The organism is Agrococcus sp. Ld7, from assembly GCF_045064095.1.
Classification (GTDB): domain Bacteria; phylum Actinomycetota; class Actinomycetes; order Actinomycetales; family Microbacteriaceae; genus Agrococcus.
The window spans coordinates 1-24006 of the sequence record NZ_JBISGY010000034.1 but is presented as its reverse complement, the minus strand read 5'-3'; the positions used below and the strand labels follow the sequence as shown (position 1 = coordinate 24006).

Sequence of the window (24006 nt, the reverse complement as noted above, 5' to 3'; positions counted from 1 at the left end):
GGGGCGTGCGACCGGGTGCTCCTCGACCGGCGGGATGCGCGACCGGGTGCTCCTCGGTCGGCGGGACGTGCGACCGGGTGCTCCTCGAGCAGCGGGATGCGCGACCGGGTGCTCCTCGGTCGGCGGGGCGGGCGGCCCGGGGGCCAGCCGGGCGGCGGTCATAGGGGCGACGACTACCCTGGATGGGTGCAGCGCCTCCGTCTCCTCGCTCCGGCTCTCGCGATCCTCGCGGGGCTCGCAGCGCTCTGGGCGGCGCTCGAGTTCGGCGGCGGTGCCGCCCCGCTCGCGATCGAGGATCCGGGCGCGGCGGTGCGCTACGGCATCCCCATTGCCAGCATGCTCCGCAACATCGCGATCGCGGCAGCGTTCGGCGGCCTCGTGCTCGCGTGCTTCGCGCTCCGACCCGGCAGCCGCGACTGGCACCGCACCCTCGACATCGCCGCGGCCGCGACCGGCATCGCCGTCGTCGCACAGGGCTTCATGGCGTGGGGCAGCTTCCGCACGCTGGTGTCGAATCCCGTCACCGCCACCAACGAGTTCGGCGAGCTGCTGCAGCTCTTCTTCACCGAGATCGAGACCGGCCGCCTGCTGCTCGCGACGCTGCTCTCGCTCGCTGTGCTCACGGTCGTGCTGCTGGTCGCGCGCGGCCCCGTCGCCGCCGCCTTCACGACGGTCGCCTGGGTGGTGCCCTTCTGGTTCATCGCCTCTGGGGGCCACGCGGGCGGCACCGCCGGCCACGACGTCGCCGTCTCCGCGCTGCTGCTGCACCTGATCTTCGTCTCGATCTGGCTCGGCGGCGTGCTGCACCTGGGCCTGCTGCTCACGGGCCGCCGAGGCGCCGGGCCCGCAGCGGACGACGCAGCGGCGGCATCCGCTCCCGACGTCGCCTACGGCGACGTGCTGCTGCGCTACTCGAGCCTCGCGCTCGCAAGCTTCGGCGTCGTCGCCTTCACCGGCATCGCCTCGGCGTGGGTGCGCCTCGAGGGCGACTGGTTCAGCGGCTACGGCATCCTCACGCTCGCGAAGGCCGCACTGCTGATCGTGCTGGGCGGCTTCGGTGCCTGGCACCGGATGCGGCTGCTCACCCCCGTGAAGACGCTCGGTGAGCGCGTGGGCGGCAGGACGATCGCCGCGATCCTCGGGCTCGAGCTGATCGTGATGGGCGTCACGGCGGGTGTCGCGGCGGGCCTTGCGCGCACGCCGACGCCGGTGCCGGAGACGCCGCCAGGGCTCGAGGCGACCCCTGCGGAGATCCTCACGGGCAAGCCGCTGCCACCGCCGTTCGACGTCGGCCGGCTCGTCACGGAGTGGGCGCTCGACCCGCTGTGGACGGTCGTCTGCGCGCTGCTGCTGTTCTTCTACCTCGCGGCCGCGCGGCGGCTCACGAAGCGTGGCGACCACTGGCCGGTGCTGCGCACGGTGTCGTGGACGGCGGGCGTGCTGCTGCTGTGGTGGTGCACCTCCGGGGCGCTGAACGTGTACGAGGAGTTCCAGTTCTCGCTCCACATGCTCGTGCACATGCTGCTGGGGATGGCCGTGCCGGTGCTGCTCGTGCCGGGTGCCCCCATCACGCTCGCGCTGCGCACGATCGCCAAGCGGCGCGACGGCAGCAGGGGCGGGCGCGAATGGCTGCTGGCCATCGTGCACTCGCGCTACATGCAGGTCGTCGGGCATCCGCTCGTCTCCGCCGCGATCTTCGTCCTCAGCCTGTGGGTCTTCTACTACACGCCGATCCTGGAGTGGGCGATGGAAGACCACCTCGGGCACATCTGGATGGTGCTGCACTTCGTCGGCGCCGGCTACCTGTTCGTGCAGGCGATCATCGGCATCGACCCGGCGCCGGCCCGGCCGCCCTTCGCCCTGCGGCTTGTGCTGCTGATCGGCACGATGGTCTTCCACGCCTTCTTCGGCTTGACGCTCATGACCGGCGAGGCGCTGCTGCTGGCCGATTGGTTCGGCGCGATGGGCAACGGCATCGACGCGCTGGAGGATCAGCAGGTGGGCGGCGGCATCGCCTGGTCCATCGGTGAGATCCCCACCGTGATCCTGGCGATCATCACCTCCGTGATGTGGGCCCGCAGCGACAAGCAGGAGCGCACGCGCATCGACCGGGCGGCCGACCGCGACGGCGGTGCGCAGCTGAGCGCCTACAACGACATGCTCGACAGGATGGGGAACCGATGACCGACACGCAGCAGTACCTGCCGGCCGAGCTCGCGGCGCTCGCCGAGGGTCGCGCGCTGCGGCTGCGCATCGTGCGGCACGCAGAGACCGAGTTCAACGTCGGCCACGTCATGCAGGGCTGGTCGGACTCACCCATCACCGAGCTCGGCCACCGGCAGATCGCCGCGGTGGCGCGGCGGTTGTCGAGCGAGCGCTTCGACGTCGTGCAGAGCTCCGACCTGCCGCGCACGCGCACGACCGCCGAGGGCATCGTGGCGGCGCTCGAGGCAGCGCCGACGATCGAGTACACCGAGCTGCTGCGCGAGTGGAACTTCGGCTCCCACGAGGAGCGCCCCGCGTCGGAGGTCTGGCAGGCGGTCATCGTCGAGCACGGCTACGAGGTCGACCGCGAGCTGACCGCGCTGCGCACGATCGGCGAGCAGGTCGGCTGGCGCGGCCTGTTCGACACCATTGCGCAGCTCGACACGAGCGGGCAGGCGGAGCACGCGCTCGCGACCGTCGTGCGGGCGGATGCGGCACTGGAGCGGGTGATCCGCGCCGCGGCCGCCGCGCCCGGAGAGGACCGCGCCGAGGTGCTGATCGTCTCGCACGGAGGCTTCATCACCTCGATGCTGCGGCAGCTGGTGCCGGAGCTGGCACCGGACGTGATCCTGCCGAACTGCTCGGTGACCACCGTCTCGCTGCCGGCGGGATCGACGGCCTGGCAGCTCGACGCCGTCGGCGAGGTCGCCGAGCCGGAGTGAGCCGTGCCCGAGCGAGCCGGTCAGGCATGAGCCGGGCCGGCGTGACCGGCCCCGCCCGTCAGTCGCGCGAGGGCAGGTGCACTTCGATCTCGTACAGCTCGCGCGGGTCGGCCTCATCGACGCGCTCGCCGGAGAGGCCGAGCTTCCGGTAGAAGTCGGCGGCCACCTCGAGCGACTGCCACTCGAGCACGCGGATGCGGGTCTGCTCCTCGGCCCATTGCTGCACCGCCCGGAACAGCGCCGTGCCTGCGCCGCGGCCTCGCGCATCCGGTGACACCCACAGGTCGTGCATGCGCGCGATCGACCAGTCGCGCTGCGGCGCGGGCCCGTAGTCCTGCGCGGCGGCGTAGCCCACCACCTGCCCGTCGGCCTCGGCCACCACGATGTGGTGCGCGTCGTTCACGACCAGCGCGTCGAGGCGCTCGCGATAGCGATCGACCTTCTCGTCATCCTCGTCGGCATGACGATGCGCGGCGATCAGCCGCTGCAGCACGGCCGCGTCATCGCGCGTCGCGCGTCGGATGAGGATGTCGCCGTCGACCATGTCGCCAGCGTAGCCGCCGTCGCCCGGGAGTCTCGCTGTGCTGCCGCGGCCGCCCCCGCGCCGTCAGGCCGCCGCGACGTGCCCGGCGCAGGCGGGCTCGCAGGCGCCGCAGACGGGCACCTGCTTGCGGCAGGACCAGAGACGGCAGTTGCCCATGTCGCCGGTCGGCGTGCCGCAGCTCGCGCAGCTGCCCAGCACCGCGGCGCCCGCACCGAAGTCCACGGTCTGGCGCTGGTCGAAGACATACAGCGAGCCCTCCCAGAGCCCCGCATTCCCGAAGCTCTCGCCGTAGCGGACGATGCCGCCGTCGAGTTGGTAGACCTCCTGGAAGCCGCGCTTGACCATGAGCGATGACAGCACCTCGCAGCGCACGCCGCCGGTGCAGTAGGTGACCACCGGCTTGTCCTTCAGGTGGTCGTAGGCGCCCGAGTCGAGCAGCCGGACGAAGTCGCGCGTGGTGTCGACCTCGGGCACGATCGCGTCCTTGAAGCGGCCCACCTCGGCCTCGAAGCGGTTGCGGCCGTCGAAGAAGACCACGTCGTCGCGCTCGGCGACCAGCGCGTGCAGGTCGGCGGGCTGCAGGTGCCGTCCGCCGCCGACCACACCCGCGGCATTCACCTCGATCTCCCCGGGGGCGCCGAAGGTGACGATCTCGTCGCGCACCTTCACGCTCAGCCGCGGGAAGTCCGCGCCGGTGCCCGCCGACCACTTGATGTCCATGCCGCGGAACCCGGAGTACTCGCGGGTGGCCCTGGCGTAGCGCTTGCACGCGTCCAGCTCGCCGCCCACCGTCCCGTTGATGCCGTGCGGGGAGATGAGGATGCGCCCGGTGAGCCCCAGCTGCTCGCAGAGCGCACGCTGCCACAACCGCACCGCCTCGGGATCGGCGATGGGCGTGAAGCGGTAGTAGAGCAGCACCTTGTGCATTGGACGATTCTCCCAAACGATGACGGATGCCGCGCACGGCTCGGGCAGGATGGCTCGTCATGAACATGTGGTTGCAGTGGCTCCTGGCGATGACCGTGAAGAGCAGGGGGCGCCCGGCGCTCGCGATCGACGGGGTGGCCCGGACGCCCTTCATCGTGCTGCCGAGCGACATCGATCTGCTCGGGCACATGAACAACGGCCGCTACCTGTCGTACATGGATCTCGCGCGCGTCGACATGACGGTGCGCACCGGCATGCAGGACGTGCTCGGGCGCGCCGGCATCTACGCGGTGGTCGGGCAGTCGACCATGGTCTACCGCCGCAGCCTGGACCTGTGGCAGCGGTTCGACATCGAGACCGCGGTGCTGGGCGCCGACGAGCGCGCGATCTACCTGCAGCAGCGATTCGTGGTCGACGGCGAGGTGCACGCGCGCGGCGTCGTGCAGGGGCGCTTCATCGAGAAGGGCGTCGGTACGGCGACGGTCGCGCGCGTTGTCGAAGTGCTGGAGGCCGCGGGCATCCCGGTCTCGCTGCCGGAGCTCGACCAGCGCGTGCACGACTGGGCCGAGACCAATCGGCTGCCGTCGAACCGCCAGAGCGCCCCCTCGATCTGGGGCTCGCGCACCCCTCGCTGAACCGCCGCGGGCCCGCGCGCGCCCGCCCGCCGTCCGTCCGTCAACCGAGCCCTTGGTCTGTCGCGCCAGAAATCGACGCGCCAGGCCAAGGGCTCGGTCGACGAAAGGGGCAGCAGCCGGGTCGGCGGTGGTTGTCGGGCGCCGACCGGGCCGGCGCAACCGAGCCGGCGCAACCGAGCCGGCGCAACGGGCCGGCGGTCAATGAGCCGGCGGCCGGTTCAGGGCAGCCGGTCGGCGAGCAGCTCCAGCGCCGCATGGGCCGCGTTGTGGCCGCCGATGCCGGAGACGGCGCCGCCTCGGCGCGCGCCCGAGCCTGCGAGCAGGATCCGCGGATGCGCGGTCTCGACGCCCCACGCCGCTGCCGGCCCGGTGGCCTCCGACTCCAGCCATGGCCAGGAGAGCGGGCCGTGGAAGATGTTGCCACCCGGCATCGCCAGCGCCTCCTCGATGTCGAGCGTCGTCTTCGTCTCGATCGCGGCCCCCTGCGGGCCCTGCACCAGCAGCGGCTCGATCGGCTCCGCGAGCACCGAGTCGAGCGACGCGAGCACGGCGCGCTCGAGCTCGCCGCGCATCCGCTCGTTGGTCTCGCCGGTCAGCAGCCGGTCGGGCGTGTGCAGCCCGAAGACGGTCAGCGTGTGCGCGCCGGATGCCCGCAGCTCGTCACCGAGGATCGTCGGGTCGGTGAGCGAATGGCAGTAGATCTCACACGGCAGCGGTTCGGGGATGCGGCCGTCCGCCGCCGCCCGGTGCGCCGCGCCGAGCTGCGTGTAGGTCTCGTTGACGTGGAACGTGCCGCCGAAGGCGGCCTCCGGTGCCACGTCATCGCGCAGCCGCGGGAGCCGCTCGAGCAGCATGTTGACCTTCACCTGCGCGCCCTCGGGTCGCGGCGCCTCCTCGCCCAGCAGCCCGGCGAGCACGTGCGGAGCGACCCCCGACAGCACGAGGTCGAACTCGGCGGTGAGCTCGATGCCGGTGGCCAAGCCGGGTGAGTCCGTCGGCAGCCCGCCGACGCGCTCCTCCCACGTCACCTCGCCATCGGGCGTGACGCGCGTGACCGTCACCCCGGTGAGGATCGTCGCGCCCGCCTGCCGCGCCGCGAGCTCGAGCTCGCCGGACACCTGTCCCATGCCGCCGATCGGCACGTCCCAGTCGCCGGTGCCACCGCCGATCACGTGATAGAGCAGGCAGCGGTTCTGCTGCAGGCCGGGATCGTCGAGCGCCGCGAAGGTGCCGATGAGCGCATCGGTGGCAATGACGCCGCGCACGACGTCGTGCTCCACCGCGCGCTCGATCGCCTCGCTGATCGGCGCATCGACGATCTCGGACCAGGCGGATGTCGCGCCAGCGGCGTCGCGCGCCGCGTCCCGGGTCGGCAGGGGCTGGGTGAGCGTCGGGAACAGCGAGCGCGCGAGGCGCGTCGTGCGGTCGGTGAAGGCGGCGAAGCCGTCGGCGTCGTCGCCCGCACCGATGGCGGCGAAGGATGCGCGCGTGGCGACTTCGTCGCCGGCATCGATGAGCAGGCCCCGAGCGGCGGGTCCGTAGCCCTCCGGCACGGGCGTGTAGCTCGAGTAGCGACGCCTCGCGAGCTGCACGTCGAGGCCCAGATCCGAGATGATCTGCGCCGGCAGCAGGCTCACGAGGTAGGAGTAGCGCGACAGACGCGCATCCAGGCCGACGAAGTCGCCGGTCGATACCGCCGCGCCGCCGACGTGCGGCAGGCGCTCCAGCACCGTGACCGTGACACCCGCGCGAGCGAGGTAGGCGGCGGCGGTCAGGCCGTTGTGGCCTCCGCCGATGATGGCAACCTTCGGCATGCGATCCTCCTCGAGCGATGGCGGTTCTCGGGGCCCGCCTCCGCGGAATGAGGATGCGAGGCACCGCACGCATACGATATGCCGCATGACCGAGCAGCCCAGGGACGACGACTTCGATGCCCTGATCAAGGAGGGCATCGCGCGGGCAGAGCAGGCGCCGCCGGAGACCGAGCCGCAGCACGCGAGCGCCGACGACATCGCTCAGCTGGGCCTGGACGACCCGCTCGAAGTGGTGGAGGAACAGGTGGTGGTGCGGCAGGAGGCGCCCGGCACCGGTGCCGAGGCGCAGGATCCCGACGAGCCCATCGAGCTGCGGTCGAGCCTCGACTCCGGCCCGGCGTTCGAGATCGACGACGTCACCTGGGCGGCCGCCGTCAGGCCGTACGAGCCGGTCGAGGCGCCCGGGATCCCGCGCCCGGCCTCGGCCCCCGCCGCTGGCTGGTCACTCTCGAACGAGGGCGCCGACGTGCCGACCGTGCAGATGGATGCCGCTGAGCTGCAGGCAGAGCTCCGGGAGGCGTCGTCGATGCCGCACTCCGAGCAGACGCCGGCCGATCCGCCGCTCGAGCGACGCAGGCGCATCCGCGCAGAGCAGGCGGCCGCAACACCCGCTGACGCCGCGACGCCCCCTGCCGCTGCGACGTCCGCTGCATCGCCGCTGGACAAGCCGCGTGTCGGCGGACTCGCGGCAGCCGTCTCCGCACGCGCGGAGGCCAGGGCTGCAGCAGAGCGCGCGGCCGAGCGCGCGGCCGAGCGCGCGGCCGAGCGCACAGCCGAGCGCACGGCATCGACGCCCACAACGCCCACGCCGGACGCTGCGCCCGCGTCCGCTCCGGCCGCCGCGACGGCGACGCCTGCCACAGCGCCCGCTCCCGAGCCCGCGCCCGCTCTCGAGCCCGCTCTCGAGCCCGCGCCCGCTCCCGAGCCCGCGCCCGCTCCCCAGCCCGCCCCTGAGCCCGAGTCGGAGCCCGCTCCCGAGTCGGAGTCCGAGCTTGCGCCCACGCCCACGCCCACGTCCGCTCCGGAGCCCGAGCCCGAGCCAGAGCCAGAGCCCGAGCCCGAGCCGGAGCCCACGCCCACTCCCGAACGGGAGCCCGCGCCAGCGCCCCAGTCGGAGCCCGCGCCCGAGTCGGAGCCAGAGCCCGAGCCCGAGCCCGCTTCCGAGCCGAGCGCAGCACCGGCGCGGCGGCGGCGGGTCGAATCCGTGCAGAACCCTGCCGCTCCCAAGCCACCGAGCGCCGTCGCGCCGACCCCGCTCACCGATCCCGCGAGCGACGACCCGTTCGCGCTCGCCGCTATCGAGCGCGTGCGCGACTGGGTCTCCCGGCCGCTGCAGGGCAAGCGCGACAAGGCCGAGGAGCGCCTTGCGGGGCTGCTGCACGACCCGAAGGGCCCGGGCTTCGCCGTCGGGTTCGTCGACCGGGTCATCCGCCCCGAGGATCCGCGGATCAGTGCCCGCAACTTCGAGGAGCTCAGCCGCGACATCCCGGGCTTCCTCGACTGGTACCTCAAGCTCGGTGTCACGCTCGGAGGCGGCTTCGGCATCGTGACGCCGAAGCTCATCATCCCGGTGGTGAAGAAGGCGATGCGCGAGATGGTCTCGCATCTCGTCATCGACGCGACGCCCGCCAAGCTCGCGAAGCCGCTCGCGCGGTTGCGCGAGGAAGGCAATCGCCTCTGCATCACCCTGCTCGACGAGGCCGTGCTCGGCGACGCGGCCGCGGCCGATCATCTCGAGAGCACGATGGCGCTGCTGCGTCGCGACGACGTCGATTCCATCACGATGACGGTCTCGTCGGTGGCCCCGCAGCTGCAGCTGTGGGCATTCGACGAGACGGTCGATGCGGTGGTCGAGCGACTGCTGCCCGCGTTCCGGCTCGCGGCCGAGTCCGAGGTGCCGAAGCTCATCAACCTCGGCATGGAGGAGTACCGCGACCTCGACCTCACGATCGCGGTGTTCGAGCGGCTGCTCACCCGGCCGGAACTGGCGAAGCTGGAGGCGGGCATCGTGCTGCAGGCCTACCTGCCCGACGCGCTCGGCGCCTACCGGCGGTTGGCCGCATTCGCGAAGGAGCGCCGCGCCCAGGGCGGCGCGGGCATCAAGGTGCGGCTCGTGAAGGGTGCCGCCATAGCGCTCGAGCGCGTCGACGCGACGCTGCACGGCTGGCCGCTCGCGGTGCTGCCGTCGAAGGAGTCGACCGACGCGAACTTCAAGCGCGTCCTGCGCGAGGCGCTGCTGCCCGACAACACCTTCGCCGTGCGGCTCGGCGTCGCGACCCACAATCTGTTCGACCTCGCCTATGCGGCAGAGCTCGCTCGCCATCACGGCACGCACCATCGTGTCGATGCCGAGATGCTGCTGGGCATGGCATCCGAGCACCGCGCCGCCGTCCGCGAGGTGCTCCCGAGCCTGGTGCTCTTGACGCCTGTCGTGCAGTCCCACCGGTTCGACGCCGCCGTCCCCTACCTCGTGCGACGGCTCGAGGAGCAAGCGGCCGACTCCAACTTCTCCTCGACCATGGTCGACCTCGCCGACCCGGCGGTGCTGCAGCGCGAGCGCGACCGCTTCCTCGACTCGCTCGCGCTGCTGCAGCGCGAAGACGCCCGGCGCGCCGCGGATGCCGCACCGGCGCCCAACCGCACCCAGGATCGCTCCGGCGACCTGCAGACCTCCATGACGCATCCGGATGAGTTCGCCAACGAGCCGAACACCGATCCTTCGCTCGCGGCCAACCGCGCCTGGGCACGGCAGATCGTGCAGCGGGCAGCCGCCACCGAGCTGGGCAGCCGCGTGCTCGAGATGAACACGATCGACGACTGGCCGACGCTCGAGCGCCGCATCGACCGCACGGCGCAGGCGGCAGATGGATGGGCGGCGCTGGGCGCCGAAGCACGAGCCGGGATCCTGCGCGACGCGGCATCGACGCTGGGTGCCTACCGCGGGCGGCTGATCGAGATCCTGATCGCCGAGGCCGGCATGACGCTCGCCGAGGCTGATCCGGAGGTTTCGCAGGCCGTCGACTTCGCCCGCTACTACGCGGAGCAGGCGACGACGCTCGAGCAGGTCGAGCTCGCAACGCCGAAGCCCGTCGCGCTCACGCTGGTGGTGTCCCCTCGGAGCTCGGCGGTCGCGACCGCCGCGGGCGGCGTGACCGCCGCGCTCGCCACCGGCTCCGCCGTGATGCTGAAGCCCGCGCCGCAGGTGCGCCGGAGCGCCGCGGTGCTGTGCGAGGCGCTCTGGGAAGCGGGGGTGCCGCGTGACGTGCTGGTGCTCTGCGGCATCGAGCAGGACGAGATCGCGCAGCAGCTCGTCACCCACCCGGCAGTTGGCCGCGTGCTCCTCGCCGGATCCATCGAGACGGCGGAGCGGTTCACCTCCTGGCGCCCGGAGATGCCGCTGCTCGCGCAGACGATCGGCACGAACGCGATCGTCGTCACGCCGTCCGCCGACCTCGAGCTCGCCGCTGCCGACATCGTGCAGAGCGCGTTCGGCCACGCAGGGCAGCAGCGCTCGGCCGCCTCCGTCGTCATCATGGTCGGCACGGTGGGCGACTCGGAGCGCTTCCGGCGCCGGCTCGTCGACGCGGCGACCACGCTGCGCGTCGGGTCGCCGCTCGACGCCCGCACGCAGGTCGGCCCGCTCAGCGAGCCCGCACGGGGCGCGCTGCTGCATGCGCTGACCACGCTCGGCGACGAGGAGGAGTGGCTGCTCGAGCCGAAGCGGCTGGATGCGGCCGGAGCCCTCTGGTCGCCCGGCATCCGCGACGCGGTCGAGCCGGGGTCGGTGACGCACCGGACCGAGCTCTTCGGGCCCCATCTGACGCTCATCGAGGTCGACACGCTCGACGAGGCCATCGACGTGCAGAACGACACCGACTTCGGACTCACGGCCGGCATCCACTCGCTCGACCCGCGCGAGGTCGCGCAGTGGATGGACGAGGTACGGGCGGGCAACCTGTACGTGAACCGCGACATCACGAGCGCGATCGTGGGCCGGCAGCCGTTCGGCGGCTGGAAGCGCTCGCAGGTCGGCCCGGGTGCGAAGGCGGGCGGGCCGAACTACCTGACGACGCTCGTCGACTGGCAGCGGGTCGATCGCGGTCCGCGCGAGTCCGTGCGCCTGCACGGGCTCGATCGTCGCGTCGCGGCCGTGATCGAGGCGGCAACGCCCGCGCTCGACTTCCTGGCCTTCGACCGGGTCCGCGCCGGCGCCAACAGCGACCAGACGGCCTGGGAGGAGGAGTTCGGGCTTGCCCGCGACGTCGCCGACCTCGGGGTGGAGCGCAACATCTTCCGCTATCGCCCGGCGGACATCCTGATCCGCGTCGCCGAGGACGGCTCGGTCGCCGACCTCGTGCGGCTGCTCGCGGCCGCGACCCGCACGCGCGCGATCGTGCGGATCTCGAGCGCTGTGGAGGTGCCGGATGCCGTCGTGCGGCTCTCGCGCCAGGCCATCCCGCACGTGCGCATCGAAGAGCTCGTGCAGGAGACGGATGCCGCGTTCCACGACCGGATCGCGGACGGGTCCGTGCTCGAGGCGATCGAGAACGAGGACGCGCTCGGCCTCACGCGCGTGACCGAGCCGCTGCGGCGCATCCGCCTGATCGGCACGGATGACGGGCTGCGGGCGGCACTCGCTGGCAACGCTGCGGTCGCGGTCTACGACGGGCCGGTGACCGCCGAGGGGCGCATCGAGCTGCTGCCCTTCCTGCGCGAGCAGACGATCTCGATCACCGCGCACCGCTTCGGCACGCCCGACCCCGAGATGCAGGCCCTGCGCTTCTGACCGGACCGCAGGCCCCCGCGCCTCCGCGTGTGTCGAGGAGAGCGCGGCCGCAGGCCCCCGCGCCTCCCGCGTAGGTCGAGGAGCGCGCGGCCGCAGGCCCCCCGCGCCCCCCGTAGGTCGAGGAGCGCGCGGCCGCAGGCCGCCCGCGTCACGAGACCGGCCGCACCCTCCACAGCCGATCCTGCTTGACTGGCTCCCATGCGGTACGGATACAAGGCCAGCGCCGAGCAGTTCAGCCCCTCCGAGCTGCTCGAGCTCGTGCAGCTCGCCGAGCAGTCGGGCTTCGACAGCGCGTTCATCAGCGATCACCTGCAGCCGTGGCGGCATGACGGCGGCCACGCACCGAACGCCGTCGCCTGGCTCGGGATGGCGCTCGAGCGCACCGACTCGATCGTGCTGGGCACCTCCGTGCTCACCCCCACGCTGCGCTACCAGCCGGCCGTCGTCGCGCAGCAGTTCGCCACCCTCGGCCAGGTGCACCCGGGTCGCCTGATCCTCGGCGTCGGCACGGGTGAGGCGCTCAACGAGCAGGTGATCGGCGTCGAGTACCCCGAGCTGAAGGAGCGCTTCGCCCGGCTGCGCGAGGCCGTGCGCCTCATCAAGCGCCTCTGGCGCGAGGAGCGGGTCGAGTTCGAGGGCGACTTTTACGCCACCAACGGCGCAACCATCTACGACCGGCCCGCCACGCCCATCCCCATCTACGTCGCGGGCGGTGGCCCCGCCACCACGCGGTACGCAGCCCGATTCGCCGACGGCCACATCTGCACCTCCGGCAAGGGCGACGAGTACTACCGCGACACGATCGTGGCGAACCTCGAGGAGGGTCTCGCGAAGGCCGAGCGCGATGCCACCGAGGTCGAGCGCATGATCGAGATCAAGGTCTCCTACGACCGTGACCCGGATGCCGCGCTGCAGCACACCCGCTTCTGGGCCGCGCTGTCGCTGACCCAGGAGCAGAAGCACGCGGTGAGCGACCCGATCGAGATGCAGCAATTGGCGGACGACCTGCCCATCGAGCAGGTCGCCAAGCGCTGGATCGTGAGCTCGGATCCCGCCGAGGTCGCCGCCGCGATCGGCCACTACGCCGACCTCGGCTTCACGCACCTGGTGTTCCACGGGCCGGGGGGCGATCAGCGTCGCTTCCTCGAGCAGTTCTCCGAGGATGTGCTGCCGCTGCTGCCCGCGCGCTGAGCCGCAGCGCCATCAGGCCGGCACGTCCTCCGTGGCGACCCGCCGCACGAGCGGCAGTGCGCAGGCCGTCGCACCCAGCGTGACGACCACGGCACCGAGCACCAGGAGCGCCCAGGTGATGACCGAGTCGGGGTTGCCGATCCAGAGCACGATGCTCGGCAGGATGAGCAGGAGCGCCATCGCGGCGGCTCCGCCGACCGCGACCACGAGCGGCAGTGCCACCTGACGAACGATGGCGCCGCGCATCACCGACAGGTCGACGCCCAGCTTGTGCATCGCCTGGTGCTCGCGACGCTGATCGAGCACCTTCGCCGACTGCGCGATGCCGGCGAGCACCGCGCCGAGCACGGCTGCGATCGCGATCGTCAGCGCGGCACCGGTGGCTGTGTCGACGCTCATCGGATCGTCGCCCATCGCCATCGCGGGAGCCAGGGATGCGAAGCCGCCTGCCATCACGGCGATCGCCATCGCTCCGACGATGTTGAAGGCGCCCCGCGGGTCATCGACCACCCGCCGCGCTGCCAGCAGGGTCGCCGGACGCCGTGCCCCCTTGGCGACGAGCCAGGCGACGCCCTGGATGATGAGCGGCCCGATGAGCGCGTAGGAGAGCACCACGATCGAGATGAGCGCGATCGAGATGCTCAGCTCGACCGGGATGAGGTTCAGCACCGAGATCGCGATGTAGACCGCGATGACGGCTGCGAACCCGGCGATGCGCCAGAGCGAGAGGCGCTTCGACCCCGCGCGCTGCGCGACACCGAGCGGCGTGACGTGCACGCGTCGCAGCGACGCGAGCGCTGCCACGAGCGCGATGGTGATCACCGCGCCGCCGGCTGCCAGCCACACCCACGCGGGAGGCAGCAGCTCCGCCACCGTGAACGGCATGCCCTGGAACTCGATCCGAGCGATGCCGGGCGTCACGGCGAGCGCCAGCATCGCCCCGACCAGCACGCCGACGAGCGCCTGCGCGACGGCATCCAGCACGGCCATCGCCGTGACCTGGCCGCGAGTGGCGCCCGCGAGTCGCAGCGCCGCGAGTCGATCGTCGCGGCGGGCGATCGCGAGCCGCACCGCGGCTTGCGCGAGCGTCCACACCGCGGGCAGCAGCAGCGCCGCCGCGACGAACGCGAGCGTGAGGATGAACACGCCGTTCGCCTCGTCGACGGCGCCGGTCTCGAGCCGGACGCGGAACGCGTTGACGCCACCCAGCACCGCGAGCAGGGCAGCAGTGGCGAACGCGAACGCGATGGCGCTCAGGACGTCGGTCGCGCGCGGACCGGTCGCGCGCAGCAGGCGGGCCCAGAGGCGGACGGCGATCATCGGGCAACCCCGGAGCCGAGCTGCTGCACCGCTGGCTGCGCCGACTCGGTCACGCGGAGGTCCTGGCGCACGGCGCCGTAGGACGGCGCACCGCCCTGGGCGGGCGCACCAGCCGGGTCCCCGGCACGAGCGTCGCTCACGATGCGGCCGTCCTCCAGGCGGATCACGCGCGAGCACGCGGCTGCGACCTCTGGATCGTGGGTCACCACGACGAGCGAGGCGCCGTGGCCGAGCGTCGCCCCGATGAGCAGCGCCATGACGGCCTGCCCGGTGGCACGGTCGAGCGCACCGGTCGGCTCGTCTGCGAAGACGATGCCGGGGCTGCCGACCAGCGCCCTGGCGATCGCGACTCGCTGCGCCTGCCCACCGGAGAGCTCGCCCGGTCGGCGCTGCAGCATCGCACCCAGTCCGAGGCGGTGCAGGAGCGCGCCGGCGGCTGCCTCGGCGCCCGACCGCAGTCCGCCGCCCAGCATGAGCGGCAGGGCGACGTTCTCGATCGCCGGCAGCTCCGGCAGCAGCTGGCCGGACTGGAAGACGAAGCCGAAGTCGCTCCGGCGCAGTCTCGTGCGCTGGCTGTCGCGAAGCGTCGCGAGGTCGTCGCCGCGCCACACGACGCGGCCGTTGTCGGGTGCGACGATGCCCGCGAGCACGTGCAGCAGCGTGGACTTCCCCGAGCCGCTGGGCCCCATGATCGCGACGGACTCCGGCCCGTCGGCGCCGATGGCGAGCGACACGTCGGCGAGCGCCGGGCTCGCTGCGTCTCCACGGCCGTAGGTGTGCGTGAGTCGGTGTGCTTCGAGTCGATTGATGTGCATGACTCCCATCTGAGCGGTCGCGGGCGCGCTGCCGGCGGCCTTTGCATCGCACGGGTGACGCGGGATCATCCGATGGGATGAGGATGGATGCGCCCGCGTCCACCGCCGGACAGGTGCGGTTGGCATCCGCTCGCGCGGCACCGATGCGCGTCACTCATGAGGGCGGCATCGAGGCGGCACTCCGTAGGCTGGAGCCGTGACGATCGCAGCCGAAGGCGCCCCCACCAGGCCGGTCGCAATCGTGCCCGCCGCGCTCGTGACGCTCGGTGCGGTGCTGCTGTTCTGGGTGCTGAGCGACTGGGGCTACCTGCCGCTCGTCGCCGGCGTGGTCGGCGGCATCCTCACCGACCGGGCTGGCGCGTCGCGCAAGCTCGGGCAGGATCTCGCGCTCATCGCGATCGCACTCACCTGGATCAGCTTCATCTCGCTGCATGCCGACATCTCGAACGCCGGCATCGCGGGCTTCACGATCGCGCTCGGCGGCGCCGTCGTGATCCCCTACGCGGTGACCCGCTGGGGCTTCAAGGACCGCGCCATCCGCTTCCCCTGGAAGGGCGGGCGCTGGTCGCGGCGCATGTGGACCTACATCGTCGTCGTGGTGCTGGCCGCCTACCTGATCCTGCCGTTCTACTTCCTCACCTCCGGCGTCTACCGCAACTGGCCGGCCGTGGAGGAGTGGGACATGATCGCCCGGCTGTTCATGGGCGTGAATGCCGTGGGACTGTGGGACGAGCTGTTCTTCATCTGCACCGCCTACACGCTGCTGCTGCGCCACTTCCGACCGTGGCTGGCGAACATCCTGCAGGCGGGGATCTTCGTGTCGTTCCTGTGGGAGCTCGGCTACCAGTCGTGGGGGCCGCTCTTGACGATCCCGTTCGCGCTCGTGCAGGGCGCGATCTTCTCCTGGACGAAGAACCTGCTCTACGTCGTCACGGTGCACCTGCTGTTCGATGCCGTGGTGTTCCTCGTGATCGTGCACGCCCACCACCAGGAGGCGCTGCCGATCTTCCCCCTGGTCCACGGCTTCTGACCGCGGCGTCCCCCCGCTCGTCGAGGAGCCGCCGGAGGCGGCGTCCCCCCGCTCGTCGAGGAGCCGCCGGAGGCGGCGTCCCCCCGCTCGTCGAGGAGCCGCCGGAGGCGGCGTCACGAGACGAAGCCCGTGGCGGAGGCCGCAGCCTGCGCGTACCCTCACCGGCATGGCCATCGCACGCTTCCCTTCCATCGTCATCGACTGCCCGGATGCTCACGGGCTCGCGACCTTCTACAGCGCCCTCCTGGACTGGCCCATCGAGCCCCGCACCGATGACCAGGACGACGACTGGGCCGAGATCCGCGGGCCCCAGGGGCAGGTGCTCGACTTCCAGCAGGTCGACCACCACCGCGCGCCCGTCTGGCCCACCCAGGAGCATCCGCAGCAGATGCACCTGGACGTCATGGTCGACGACCTCGAAGAGGCCGAGGCGGCGACGCTCGCCCTCGGGGCGACGAAGCACGAGCACCAGCCGGGCGAGACCTTCCGCGTCTTCCTCGACCCGGCCGGCCACCCGTTCTGCCTCTGCGTCGGCTGAGCAGCGCTACGACGCAGGCAGCGCGACCGCTGCCTGCGTGCCCAGCCGCGTGAAGCCCAGCCGCTCGGCGAGCCGCAGCGACGCCTCGTTGCCGACGCGCGTGCGCCACTGCGCCACGAGCCCCGCGTCGATCGCCGCGCAGACGGCGCGGGAGGCGGCCGAGAACGCGAAGCCGCGTCGCCGCTGCGCCGGCGCGCTCGCGACCCCCAGGTGCGCGACCGTCCCGTGCCACCGCTGGTAGCCCGCGATGGCGACCGCGCGGTCGCCGTCGCGGGCCGCCCAGCGGTGCGCCATCTCCTGCACGCCGGCCTCCGCCCACGCATCCTCCGGCAGGCTCGCGCCGACCGAGGCCACATCCATCGAGCTCGCGTCCACGACCGTGAGCGGCGGATGGCCGGGCCGCGTGCCCGTGAACAGCAGGTGCCCGGTGCCGATCGCGCGCGATCCCGGCAGCGCCGCGGCGATCGCGTCGGCGTCGCGCAGCGCCGCGACCGACAGCGCCGCGAGCGCTGCCTTCACGCGCGGCGGGCCGGCGACCACCGTCGCGTCGCCGACGGCGACGACGATCACCGCGTCCAGATCGGCGCGCTCCACGCGCGTCACGCTCGAGCCCTCGAAGGCGGAGAGCGTGGTGCCGAGCGCCTCCGCCCATGCCGCGCGCAGTTGCACGCCCTCGCGCTGCGGCAGATCGGGGTTGCCGAACATGGCCTCAGTGTCGTCCGCTTCGCGCGCCACGGCGCACGCCACGCCACGCCAGCCCTAGGCTCGTGCCGTGACAACCGTGCTGCTCGACGTCGATACGGGCATTGACGACGCTCTGGCCATCTTCACCGCAGCGCTCTCCAACTCGATCGACCTCGTGGGGTGCACCGTCACCTGGGGCAACGTCGACGTCGAGCAGGGCGCCCGCAACACCTCGGAGGTGCTGCAGCTCGCAGGGCACGGCGACGTGCCGATCGCGGTCGGTGCCGCGGGACCCCGCAATGGCGCCCCGGCGATCTTCTCGCCGCAGGTGCACGGCGACGACGGACTGGGTGGATGCGCCGACACGGCCCACGTGCCCACCCTCGCGAGCGAGAGCGCCGTCGAGCTGATGCTGCGGCTCAGCCACGAGCACGCCGGGTCGCTCGAGATCGTCGCGGTGGGGCCGCTCACCAACCTCGCGGCGGCACTGGACGCTGACCCGACGCTGCCCGAGCGCATCCGGCAGGTGACGATCATGGGCGGTGCGGCGCTGGCGCCCGGCAACGTGAGCGAGACCGCCGAGGCGAACATCTGGCACGACCCGGAGGCGGCGCAGATGGTCTTCGACGCGCCATGGGAGACGACCATGGTGGGGCTCGACGTCACCATGACCTCGCTCATCACCGACGAGCACCGAGCTCGGCTCGCGGCCGGCGGTGCCATCGGCAGGTTCTCGGCAGCGATCCTCGACTACTACCTGCGGTTCTACGAGGGCTACACGGGCGAGCGCGCCTCCGGCAACCACGACGCGCTCGCGCTCGCGGTCGCGACCGGTCTCGTGCGCACGACGCTCTCGCCGCTGGTCGACGTCACGGTCGACTGCTCCGAGGGCGACTCGCGCGGCCGCACCGTCACGACCCTCGAGGGTCAGTGGGGGATGTGGCCGGAGCGCGACGGCGACCGCCATCGCGTGGTGATGGAGGTCGAGCCGGGCTTCGAGGAGCGGATGGTCGATCTGCTCGCGCGCGCCTGAGCCGCAGCGCATGGGCGCGCGAGCGCCCGTCAGGCGATCGCGCCCATGCGGCGCACGGCCTCCTCGATGACATCCGGCCTGGTGCCGAGGTTGAACCGCACGTGGTTCTCGCCCCCGGTGCCGAAGGCCTCGCCGGCGTTGAGCCCGACGCGAGCCTGCTCGAGGAACGCCTTCGCCGGGCCCGCGGAGAGCCCCTGATAGCCGGCATCGGCGCGCGAAGCGGGGTCGGCGACACGCGTGTCGCGGCAGTCGAGCCACGCCAGGAAGGTCGCCTCGCCGGGCTGCCACCGGATCGTCGGCGCATGTTCGGGCAGCAGCCGAGCCAGCAGCGCGCGGTTCTCGCGCAGACCACCGAGCACCTCGTCGAGCCACGCCCGGCCGTCGTCGAACGCCGCGATGTGCGCCATGGAGGCGAGGTGCGACGGCCCGTGGCTGACGACCTCGGCGACGGCGGCGAAGTCGTCGCCGGTCTCCTCGCCGCCCACGATGAGCGCAGTGCGCAATCCGGCCAGGTTCCACGCCTTGGATGCACTCGTGATCGAGAAGCCGCGCGGGTCGACGCTCCAGTAGGGCGTGAACTCGGCGTCGAAGAGCAGCGGCGCATGCACCTCGTCGGCGATCACTCGCACGCCGTGGCGGGCAGCTGCCTCCGCCGCCGCCGCGAGCTCTGCGCGGGTGTGCACGGTGCCGGTCGGGTTGTGCGGGTTGCAGAGCAGCAGCACCGCGCCGGCGCCGCCGTAGCGAGCGCACGCCTCCTCGATCGCCTCCAGGTCGAGGCGCAGATCCTCGCCCACCGGCGCCTCGACGACCGTCCGCTCCGCGTGTGCCGAGTAGGCGTGGAAGGGCGGGTAGACGGGGCTCGTGACGATCACCGAACCGCCGGGCGGCGTCAGCATCCGGATCAGCTCGAACACGCCCATCATCACGTCGGAGACGAGCGCGGTGCGCGATACCTCCAGCTGCGCGCCCCACGTCGCGTCGGCGAACCGCCCGAATGCCTCTGCATAACCGGTGCCGAACGGGTAGCCGGTGTCGCCGCGTCGCAGCGCGTCGGTCACCGCTCGGGTCACGGCCTCCGCGGGCAGCACATCCATCTCGGCCACCCACATGGGCAGCACGTCGGGCTCGAAGAAGCGCCACTTGATGCTGGTGCGCTGCTGCAGGTCGGCCAGGGAGACGCGCTCGAAGGGTGACATGACCCCATCCTGCCGCCATCCAACCGGTTCTGCGGTCTGGGATCGACCGATTCGCGACGCCGTGCCACACGCTCGGTTGACGGACGGGACGGCGGCCGCGCGCGGCCCTGCACGCCCCGCGCGGCCGTGCACGCCGCGCGCGGCCGTGCACGCCCTGCGCTCAGCCGATCTGCTCGAGCAGGCCGGTGTCGACGTCGTAGAGGAAGCCGCCGACGCGCGCGCGAGCGCCGATCAGCGGATGCGACCGCACCCGGTGCACGTCCTCGATGATCGCCAGGTGCTGCTGCTCGATCGCACCCAGGTCGAGCCAGGAGGCGTCGGTGCCGGCGGAGGCGGAGATGTCGGCGAGCAGTGCGCGCTCCGACTTCGACGCCATCGCGCACCTGGTGTGCTGCACGAGCAGCACGCGCTCGACGCTCAGCAGATGCACGCCGAGCACGAGCGCCACCAGGGTGCGCTCGGTCGCGCGTCCACCCGGGTTCCGCAGGATCTTCGCATCGCCCGGCACCAGCCCGACCATGCCGAGCGGATCGAGACGCGAATCCATGCACGTGACGATCGCGACGCCCGCGCGCGCGACGCCGTCGAAGCCCTGCAGGTCGAAGGAGTCGGCGAACGCCCGGTTGTGGGCGAGGAGGTCATCGAAAGCGGATTCCATAGGAACGAATCTATTGCCGCGTGCGAGCATTGGCCGCATGGAGCTCCGCGCCACCGCCCAGCAGATCGACGCGATCTCCCGCCGCTACGCCGACATCTACGGATTCGAGCGCAGCACCGATTGGCTGGTGCTCAAGCTGCAGGAGGAGGTGGGGGAGCTCGTGCAGGCATACCTCGCGAAGACCGGCAGGCAGCGCGAACGGGGCCACACGCAGGAGGAGATCGACCGTCGCTTCAGCCTGGAGCTGGCGGACGCGCTCGGCATGCTGCTGGCGCTCGCGGAGGCGACCGGCGTCGACATCGAGCAGGCGGTCGACGACAAGTGGCTCGTGTGGGACCGCCGCGTCTCGCAGCGTGCCGGAGAGCGGGATGCGCCGGCGTCCGACTGAGCACGCTGGCCGAGCACAGGTGCGGCCGTTAGCCTCTGGTGCATGACGCAGACCGCCATCATCGTCGGAGCAGGACTCGGCGGGCTCTCCGCCGCCCGCGGCCTCGAAGCGGCCGGCTGGCAGGTGCGCGTGCTCGAAGCCGCGCCCGCCGTCCGCTCGTTCGGTGCCGGCATCACGATCACCGAGAACGGCCTCGCCGCGCTCGATGAGCTCGGGGTCGGCGATGCGGTGCGCAGCGCCGCAGTGCGCGCGCTGCCGGAGGGGATCTTCACCGACCAGGGAACACCGCTGCAGCAGGGCATGCACGCCGACTCGAGCGCCGTGCACGGGATCCACCGCGCCACGCTGCTCGAGATCCTGCGGGGCGAGCGCGAGATCGAGACCGGGATGCGCGTGGTGAGCGCGAGCGATGGCGCAGACGGGCGCCCGAGCGTCACGATCGAGCACGGCGCCGCCGATCCCGACTCGTCCGACGCGCGTTCGGAGCGCGAGCGCCGCAAGGACCGTGCGCGCGGCACGAAGCTCGGGCGGCGCCTGCACCGGGTGCTGGAGCCGGGCGACGACCCCATCGATCGGCGCGCGGAGGCCCGCGCGACGAGGGCACAGGTGCGGGCGCTCGCATCGTCGCGCTTCGAGACCCTCGACGCCGACCTGGTGATCGGCGCCGACGGCGTGAACTCCGCGGTGCGGTCGGCACTCTGGCCGAAGGCGCGCACCGACTACTCCGGCGCGACGTCGTGGTTCGGGGTCGTGCAGGCCGAGGCGGATTCGCCATCCGGTCCGCGCATGTACCTCGGTCGCGGCGCCGAGTTCGGCATGGAGCCCATCGACGGCGGCCGCGTCTACTGGTGGGGGATGGCCTTCGCCCGCATGGGGCGCAGCGCCGACGACGAGGTCGCAGCCGCCCTGGCGCAGTTCGACGACTGGGCGCCTGAGGTGCGCGACCACATCGCGGCCACCGGACTGGACGGCATTGCCCGCCGCGACCTCTGGTCGCTCGCCACCCGTCTCGACTCCTATCACCGCCCGGGCGTGGTGCTCGTGGGGGATGCCGCGCACGCGATGCTGCCGACCATGGGACAGGGCGGCAACACGACGTTCGAGGATGCCGCCACGCTCGGCGTCCTGCTCGAGGATCATGCGCTCGAGCGCGCGCTGCACGAGTACGACCGGGCCCGTATCGATCGCACCCAGCGCTTCATGCGGCTCTCGGAGCGGATCGCACGCGCGAACACGCGCCTGCGCAATCCGGTGGTCGTCGCCGCACGCAACGGCATGCTCAACCTGACACCGGCCATCGCGACCGAGATCGCCGGCGACTGGATGCTGGCCTGGCGGTCACCGCGCGAGCGCGACTGAGCGAGCCCGGGCACCCCGCCACAGCGCTTCGGGGTACGCGGGCTCACAGCAGATGGGGAGTTCTCCCCATCGACGAATCCTAGGAAGCCTGCCTACCGTGGGGGCAAGCCCGGCTGGGGCCCCGCAAGGGGAAATCGGGCGTGACAGGGTTCTGGAGTCTCTTCTCCGGGATGCAGAGGGAGCCCCGCTCCATGGACGGGGCAATGCGCGGCACCTCGTGCCGTCCTGCTTTGCAAGGGGGCCCGACCGTATCGGTCGGGCCCCCTTCGCATGTCGGGACGCTAGCGCGGCGGTGACTCTGCCAGCAGGAGCGGGAAGATGCGCTCGCGGTTGAGCGGTGCCTCGGCCGCGTCGTCGATGCCGGCAGCCGGGTGGATCCAGCGCAGCGCCTCGATCTCGGCCCGCGCGACCGGCTCGATCGGCTCGCGGCTGCGGAAGACGCTTGCGTACAGGGCGAACCCCGCCTCGTTGGCGGCGCGGGTCTCGAACTCACCCATCGGCTCGATGCGATCCAGCGGGATCTCGACCCCCAGCTCCTCGAAGATCTCGCGCACAGCGCACTCGGCGGCCGTCTCGTCGCCCTCGGGCTTGCCGCCCGGCAGCATCCACGCGTGCGTGCCGCGCTTCCGCACCGTCAGCACGGCACCGTCTGCTCGCTGGAAGCAGATCGCCGACACGGTGATGATGCCCATGCCTTCAGGCTAGGGCTCGGTACCGTCGAGTTCATGCGGATCCCCAGCCGGCATCGTGGTCGCCCCCGCGCGCAGAGCACGAGCGTGCCCGCGTGGCTGCCCGCTCGCCGCGCGGCGAGACGACGGCCGCGATGAGGCGCGCGGTCCACCTCGCAGGTGACGATGTCGACATCACGGCGGTGGCAGCGGCCGCACTGCGCGCGATCGGTCCAACCCACGCCGGGTGGGTCGCGAGCGTGCGCCGCCTCCACACGGAGCGACGGGAGTACATGCGCTCGCTCACCCCGAGCGACTGGCGCGAGCAGTGCATCGCGGCGATCGATCCGAACGCGCATGACGCGCCGGCGGCGTCCGTGCCGGCTGCACCGCGGGACGCCGCCCGATCCCCGTTCCTCACGCCGGTCTGGTGGGTGCTGCTGTCCATCGCGGCCGTGGCCGGCACGGTGGGCGCACTGCCGATGATGTCGCTCAGGATCGCCCAGGATCCCGCGCTCCTCGTGGCGATCACGACACCGGCGATGGTGCTCGCCGCCGGATTGCTCGTGCTGACGGCCGCGAGCATGCCGCGAGCGGCGCGGAGCGGCACCGCGCTGGGGCTCGCCGCGTCGAGCGTGATCCTCGCCGGCGCCGCGGTCGCGCTCAGCGCATCGCGTTGGGAGGCGATGGTCGCCGCGGGCGATCGCGGCAGCGCGCTCGCATGGATGGTCGGAGCCGGCGTCACGGTGCTCGCCGGCTGCCTGCTCGCGTGGCGGGCGGCACCGCGCCGTGCGCTGCACGCCGTGGAGGCGAAGCCCGCAGAGGGGGCGCAGCGGCAGTTCGCGATCGAGCTGATGTCGAGGGCGAGGCGCTACGTGCGCAGGGTGCCGAACGATGAGGCAGTGGGGGAGCGCTGGCGCATCGAGCTCGCGGAGCTGGCTGGCAACGTCCCGCTCGAGTCGATCGAGCAGGCGCGCAGCCTGGGGCCCTGGAGCTGGCTCGTGTGGGCGGCCTACGATGGCGAGATCCACCTGCCTGACCTGCTGGCGACCCCCCGCTAGCGTCCGGCCGACCGCAGTCCAGCGCTGCGGAGGGGAGTTCTCCCCATCGCACCCTCAGCGGCGCCGTCGTACGGTGGTGGCACTGGCCCGGTCGGGCCGCAGAGACTGCACACCCAGGAGGAGACGCAATGGCTGACTTCGGAGCTTCATATTCCGAGATGGAGTCGGTGTCGGGCAAGCTCGACACGGGCAAGGAGGACATCTCGGGTGTCCTGAAGGATCTCAAGAGCCAGGTCGACACGCTGCTGGGTGAGGACTTCAAGACGCAGCACGCGTCGGGTAAGTTCGGCGAGGGCTATGAGGAGCTCACGTCCGGTCTTGAGACGGCGATCGAGGGCATCTCCGAGATGGGCGAGGCGCTGCGCGGCATGATGCAGGCGATCCAGTCGCTCGACGAGCAGCTCGCAGGCAGCTGAGCCCGACCGCGCAGCA

General features: G+C 72.2%; 21 protein-coding genes. 12 read left to right on the top strand and 9 right to left on the bottom strand.

Annotation, left to right across the window (positions count from 1 at the left end; all coding sequences use genetic code 11):
- The first annotated feature begins 186 nt into the window (after positions 1-186).
- Entirely contained in the window at positions 187-2184 is a 1998-nt protein-coding gene (locus tag ACJJVL_RS10860; RefSeq protein ID WP_405218686.1) for a cytochrome c oxidase assembly protein, read from the top strand.
- Complete coding sequence (locus ACJJVL_RS10855; RefSeq protein ID WP_405218685.1) at positions 2181-2927, top strand: histidine phosphatase family protein; 747 nt, start codon at positions 2181-2183, stop codon at positions 2925-2927. Before ACJJVL_RS10860 ends, ACJJVL_RS10855 begins: the two co-directional genes overlap by 4 nt.
- A 58-nt stretch (positions 2928-2985) precedes the next feature.
- On the opposite strand, the gene ACJJVL_RS10850 is transcribed toward ACJJVL_RS10855, so the two are convergent.
- A complete protein-coding gene (locus ACJJVL_RS10850) occupies positions 2986-3471 on the bottom strand; it encodes a GNAT family N-acetyltransferase (protein WP_405218684.1) in 486 nt (161 codons plus the stop codon).
- A 63-nt stretch (positions 3472-3534) separates the two neighbouring features.
- Entirely contained in the window at positions 3535-4398 is an 864-nt protein-coding gene (locus tag ACJJVL_RS10845; protein ID WP_405218683.1) for a rhodanese-related sulfurtransferase, read from the bottom strand.
- Positions 4399-4457: 59 nt separating this feature from the next.
- On the opposite strand from ACJJVL_RS10845, the gene ACJJVL_RS10840 reads away from it, so the two are divergent.
- Positions 4458-5033 carry a thioesterase family protein gene (locus ACJJVL_RS10840; protein WP_405218682.1) on the top strand — a complete coding sequence of 192 codons (576 nt, stop codon included), beginning with the start codon at positions 4458-4460 and terminating at the stop codon, positions 5031-5033.
- 218 nt (positions 5034-5251) lie between these two features.
- Here ACJJVL_RS10840 and ACJJVL_RS10835 read toward each other — a convergent pair whose 3' ends face one another.
- Positions 5252-6847, bottom strand: coding sequence for a phytoene desaturase family protein (locus tag ACJJVL_RS10835; protein WP_405218681.1), 1596 nt, complete (start codon positions 6845-6847; stop codon positions 5252-5254).
- Between the two features lie 85 nt (positions 6848-6932).
- On the opposite strand from ACJJVL_RS10835, the gene ACJJVL_RS10830 reads away from it, so the two are divergent.
- Positions 6933-11633, top strand: a complete 4701-nt coding sequence (locus tag ACJJVL_RS10830; protein WP_405218680.1) for a proline dehydrogenase family protein — start codon at positions 6933-6935, stop codon at positions 11631-11633.
- A 198-nt stretch (positions 11634-11831) separates the two neighbouring features.
- Positions 11832-12824, top strand: a complete 993-nt coding sequence (fgd, locus tag ACJJVL_RS10825; protein WP_405218679.1) for a glucose-6-phosphate dehydrogenase (coenzyme-F420) — start codon at positions 11832-11834, stop codon at positions 12822-12824.
- A gap of 12 nt (positions 12825-12836) precedes the next feature.
- Here fgd and ACJJVL_RS10820 read toward each other — a convergent pair whose 3' ends face one another.
- Positions 12837-14144, bottom strand: a complete 1308-nt coding sequence (locus ACJJVL_RS10820) for an FtsX-like permease family protein (RefSeq protein ID WP_405218678.1) — start codon at positions 14142-14144, stop codon at positions 12837-12839.
- The gene (locus ACJJVL_RS10815) at positions 14141-14959 is read right to left on the bottom strand and encodes an ABC transporter ATP-binding protein (RefSeq protein ID WP_405218677.1); all 819 of its coding nucleotides are present in this window, start codon (positions 14957-14959) and stop codon (positions 14141-14143) included. Before ACJJVL_RS10815 ends, ACJJVL_RS10820 begins: the two co-directional genes overlap by 4 nt.
- A 196-nt stretch (positions 14960-15155) precedes the next feature.
- Between ACJJVL_RS10815 and ACJJVL_RS10810 the strand changes: the two genes are divergently transcribed.
- Together ACJJVL_RS10810 and ACJJVL_RS10805 are read left to right on the top strand one after the other, a co-directional pair.
- Entirely contained in the window at positions 15156-15989 is an 834-nt protein-coding gene (locus ACJJVL_RS10810; RefSeq protein WP_405218676.1) for a type II CAAX prenyl endopeptidase Rce1 family protein, read from the top strand.
- A 166-nt stretch (positions 15990-16155) separates the two neighbouring features.
- A complete protein-coding gene (locus tag ACJJVL_RS10805) occupies positions 16156-16527 on the top strand; it encodes a VOC family protein (RefSeq protein WP_405218675.1) in 372 nt (123 codons plus the stop codon).
- Between the two features lie 6 nt (positions 16528-16533).
- Here the strand turns inward: ACJJVL_RS10805 and ACJJVL_RS10800 are convergent, their stop codons facing one another.
- Positions 16534-17232 (bottom strand): GNAT family N-acetyltransferase, encoded by a 699-nt coding sequence (locus ACJJVL_RS10800; protein WP_405218674.1) that lies wholly within the window; start codon positions 17230-17232, stop codon positions 16534-16536.
- Positions 17233-17299: 67 nt separating this feature from the next.
- Here ACJJVL_RS10800 and ACJJVL_RS10795 point away from each other — a divergent pair, with 67 nt between their 5' ends.
- Complete coding sequence (locus ACJJVL_RS10795) at positions 17300-18244, top strand: nucleoside hydrolase (RefSeq protein WP_405218673.1); 945 nt, start codon at positions 17300-17302, stop codon at positions 18242-18244.
- A gap of 29 nt (positions 18245-18273) precedes the next feature.
- Here the strand turns inward: ACJJVL_RS10795 and ACJJVL_RS10790 are convergent, their stop codons facing one another.
- Positions 18274-19440, bottom strand: coding sequence for a MalY/PatB family protein (locus tag ACJJVL_RS10790; protein ID WP_405218672.1), 1167 nt, complete (start codon positions 19438-19440; stop codon positions 18274-18276).
- Between the two features lie 160 nt (positions 19441-19600).
- Complete coding sequence (locus tag ACJJVL_RS10785) at positions 19601-20098, bottom strand: beta-class carbonic anhydrase (RefSeq protein WP_405218671.1); 498 nt, start codon at positions 20096-20098, stop codon at positions 19601-19603.
- Between the two features lie 37 nt (positions 20099-20135).
- Between ACJJVL_RS10785 and ACJJVL_RS10780 the strand changes: the two genes are divergently transcribed.
- Both ACJJVL_RS10780 and ACJJVL_RS10775 read left to right on the top strand, forming a co-directional pair.
- Entirely contained in the window at positions 20136-20486 is a 351-nt protein-coding gene (locus ACJJVL_RS10780) for a hypothetical protein (RefSeq protein ID WP_405218670.1), read from the top strand.
- A 42-nt stretch (positions 20487-20528) separates the two neighbouring features.
- A complete protein-coding gene (locus ACJJVL_RS10775; RefSeq protein ID WP_405218669.1) occupies positions 20529-21845 on the top strand; it encodes an FAD-dependent monooxygenase in 1317 nt (438 codons plus the stop codon).
- 281 nt (positions 21846-22126) lie between these two features.
- Here the strand turns inward: ACJJVL_RS10775 and ACJJVL_RS10770 are convergent, their stop codons facing one another.
- A complete protein-coding gene (locus tag ACJJVL_RS10770; protein ID WP_405218668.1) occupies positions 22127-22537 on the bottom strand; it encodes an NUDIX domain-containing protein in 411 nt (136 codons plus the stop codon).
- Positions 22538-22629: 92 nt separating this feature from the next.
- Here ACJJVL_RS10770 and ACJJVL_RS10765 point away from each other — a divergent pair, with 92 nt between their 5' ends.
- Positions 22630-23574, top strand: coding sequence for a hypothetical protein (locus ACJJVL_RS10765; RefSeq protein WP_405218667.1), 945 nt, complete (start codon positions 22630-22632; stop codon positions 23572-23574).
- A gap of 128 nt (positions 23575-23702) precedes the next feature.
- Positions 23703-23990: a WXG100 family type VII secretion target gene (locus ACJJVL_RS10760; protein WP_405216198.1), complete on the top strand. Its 288-nt coding sequence runs from the start codon at positions 23703-23705 to the stop codon at positions 23988-23990.
- Positions 23991-24006 lie beyond the last annotated feature (16 nt).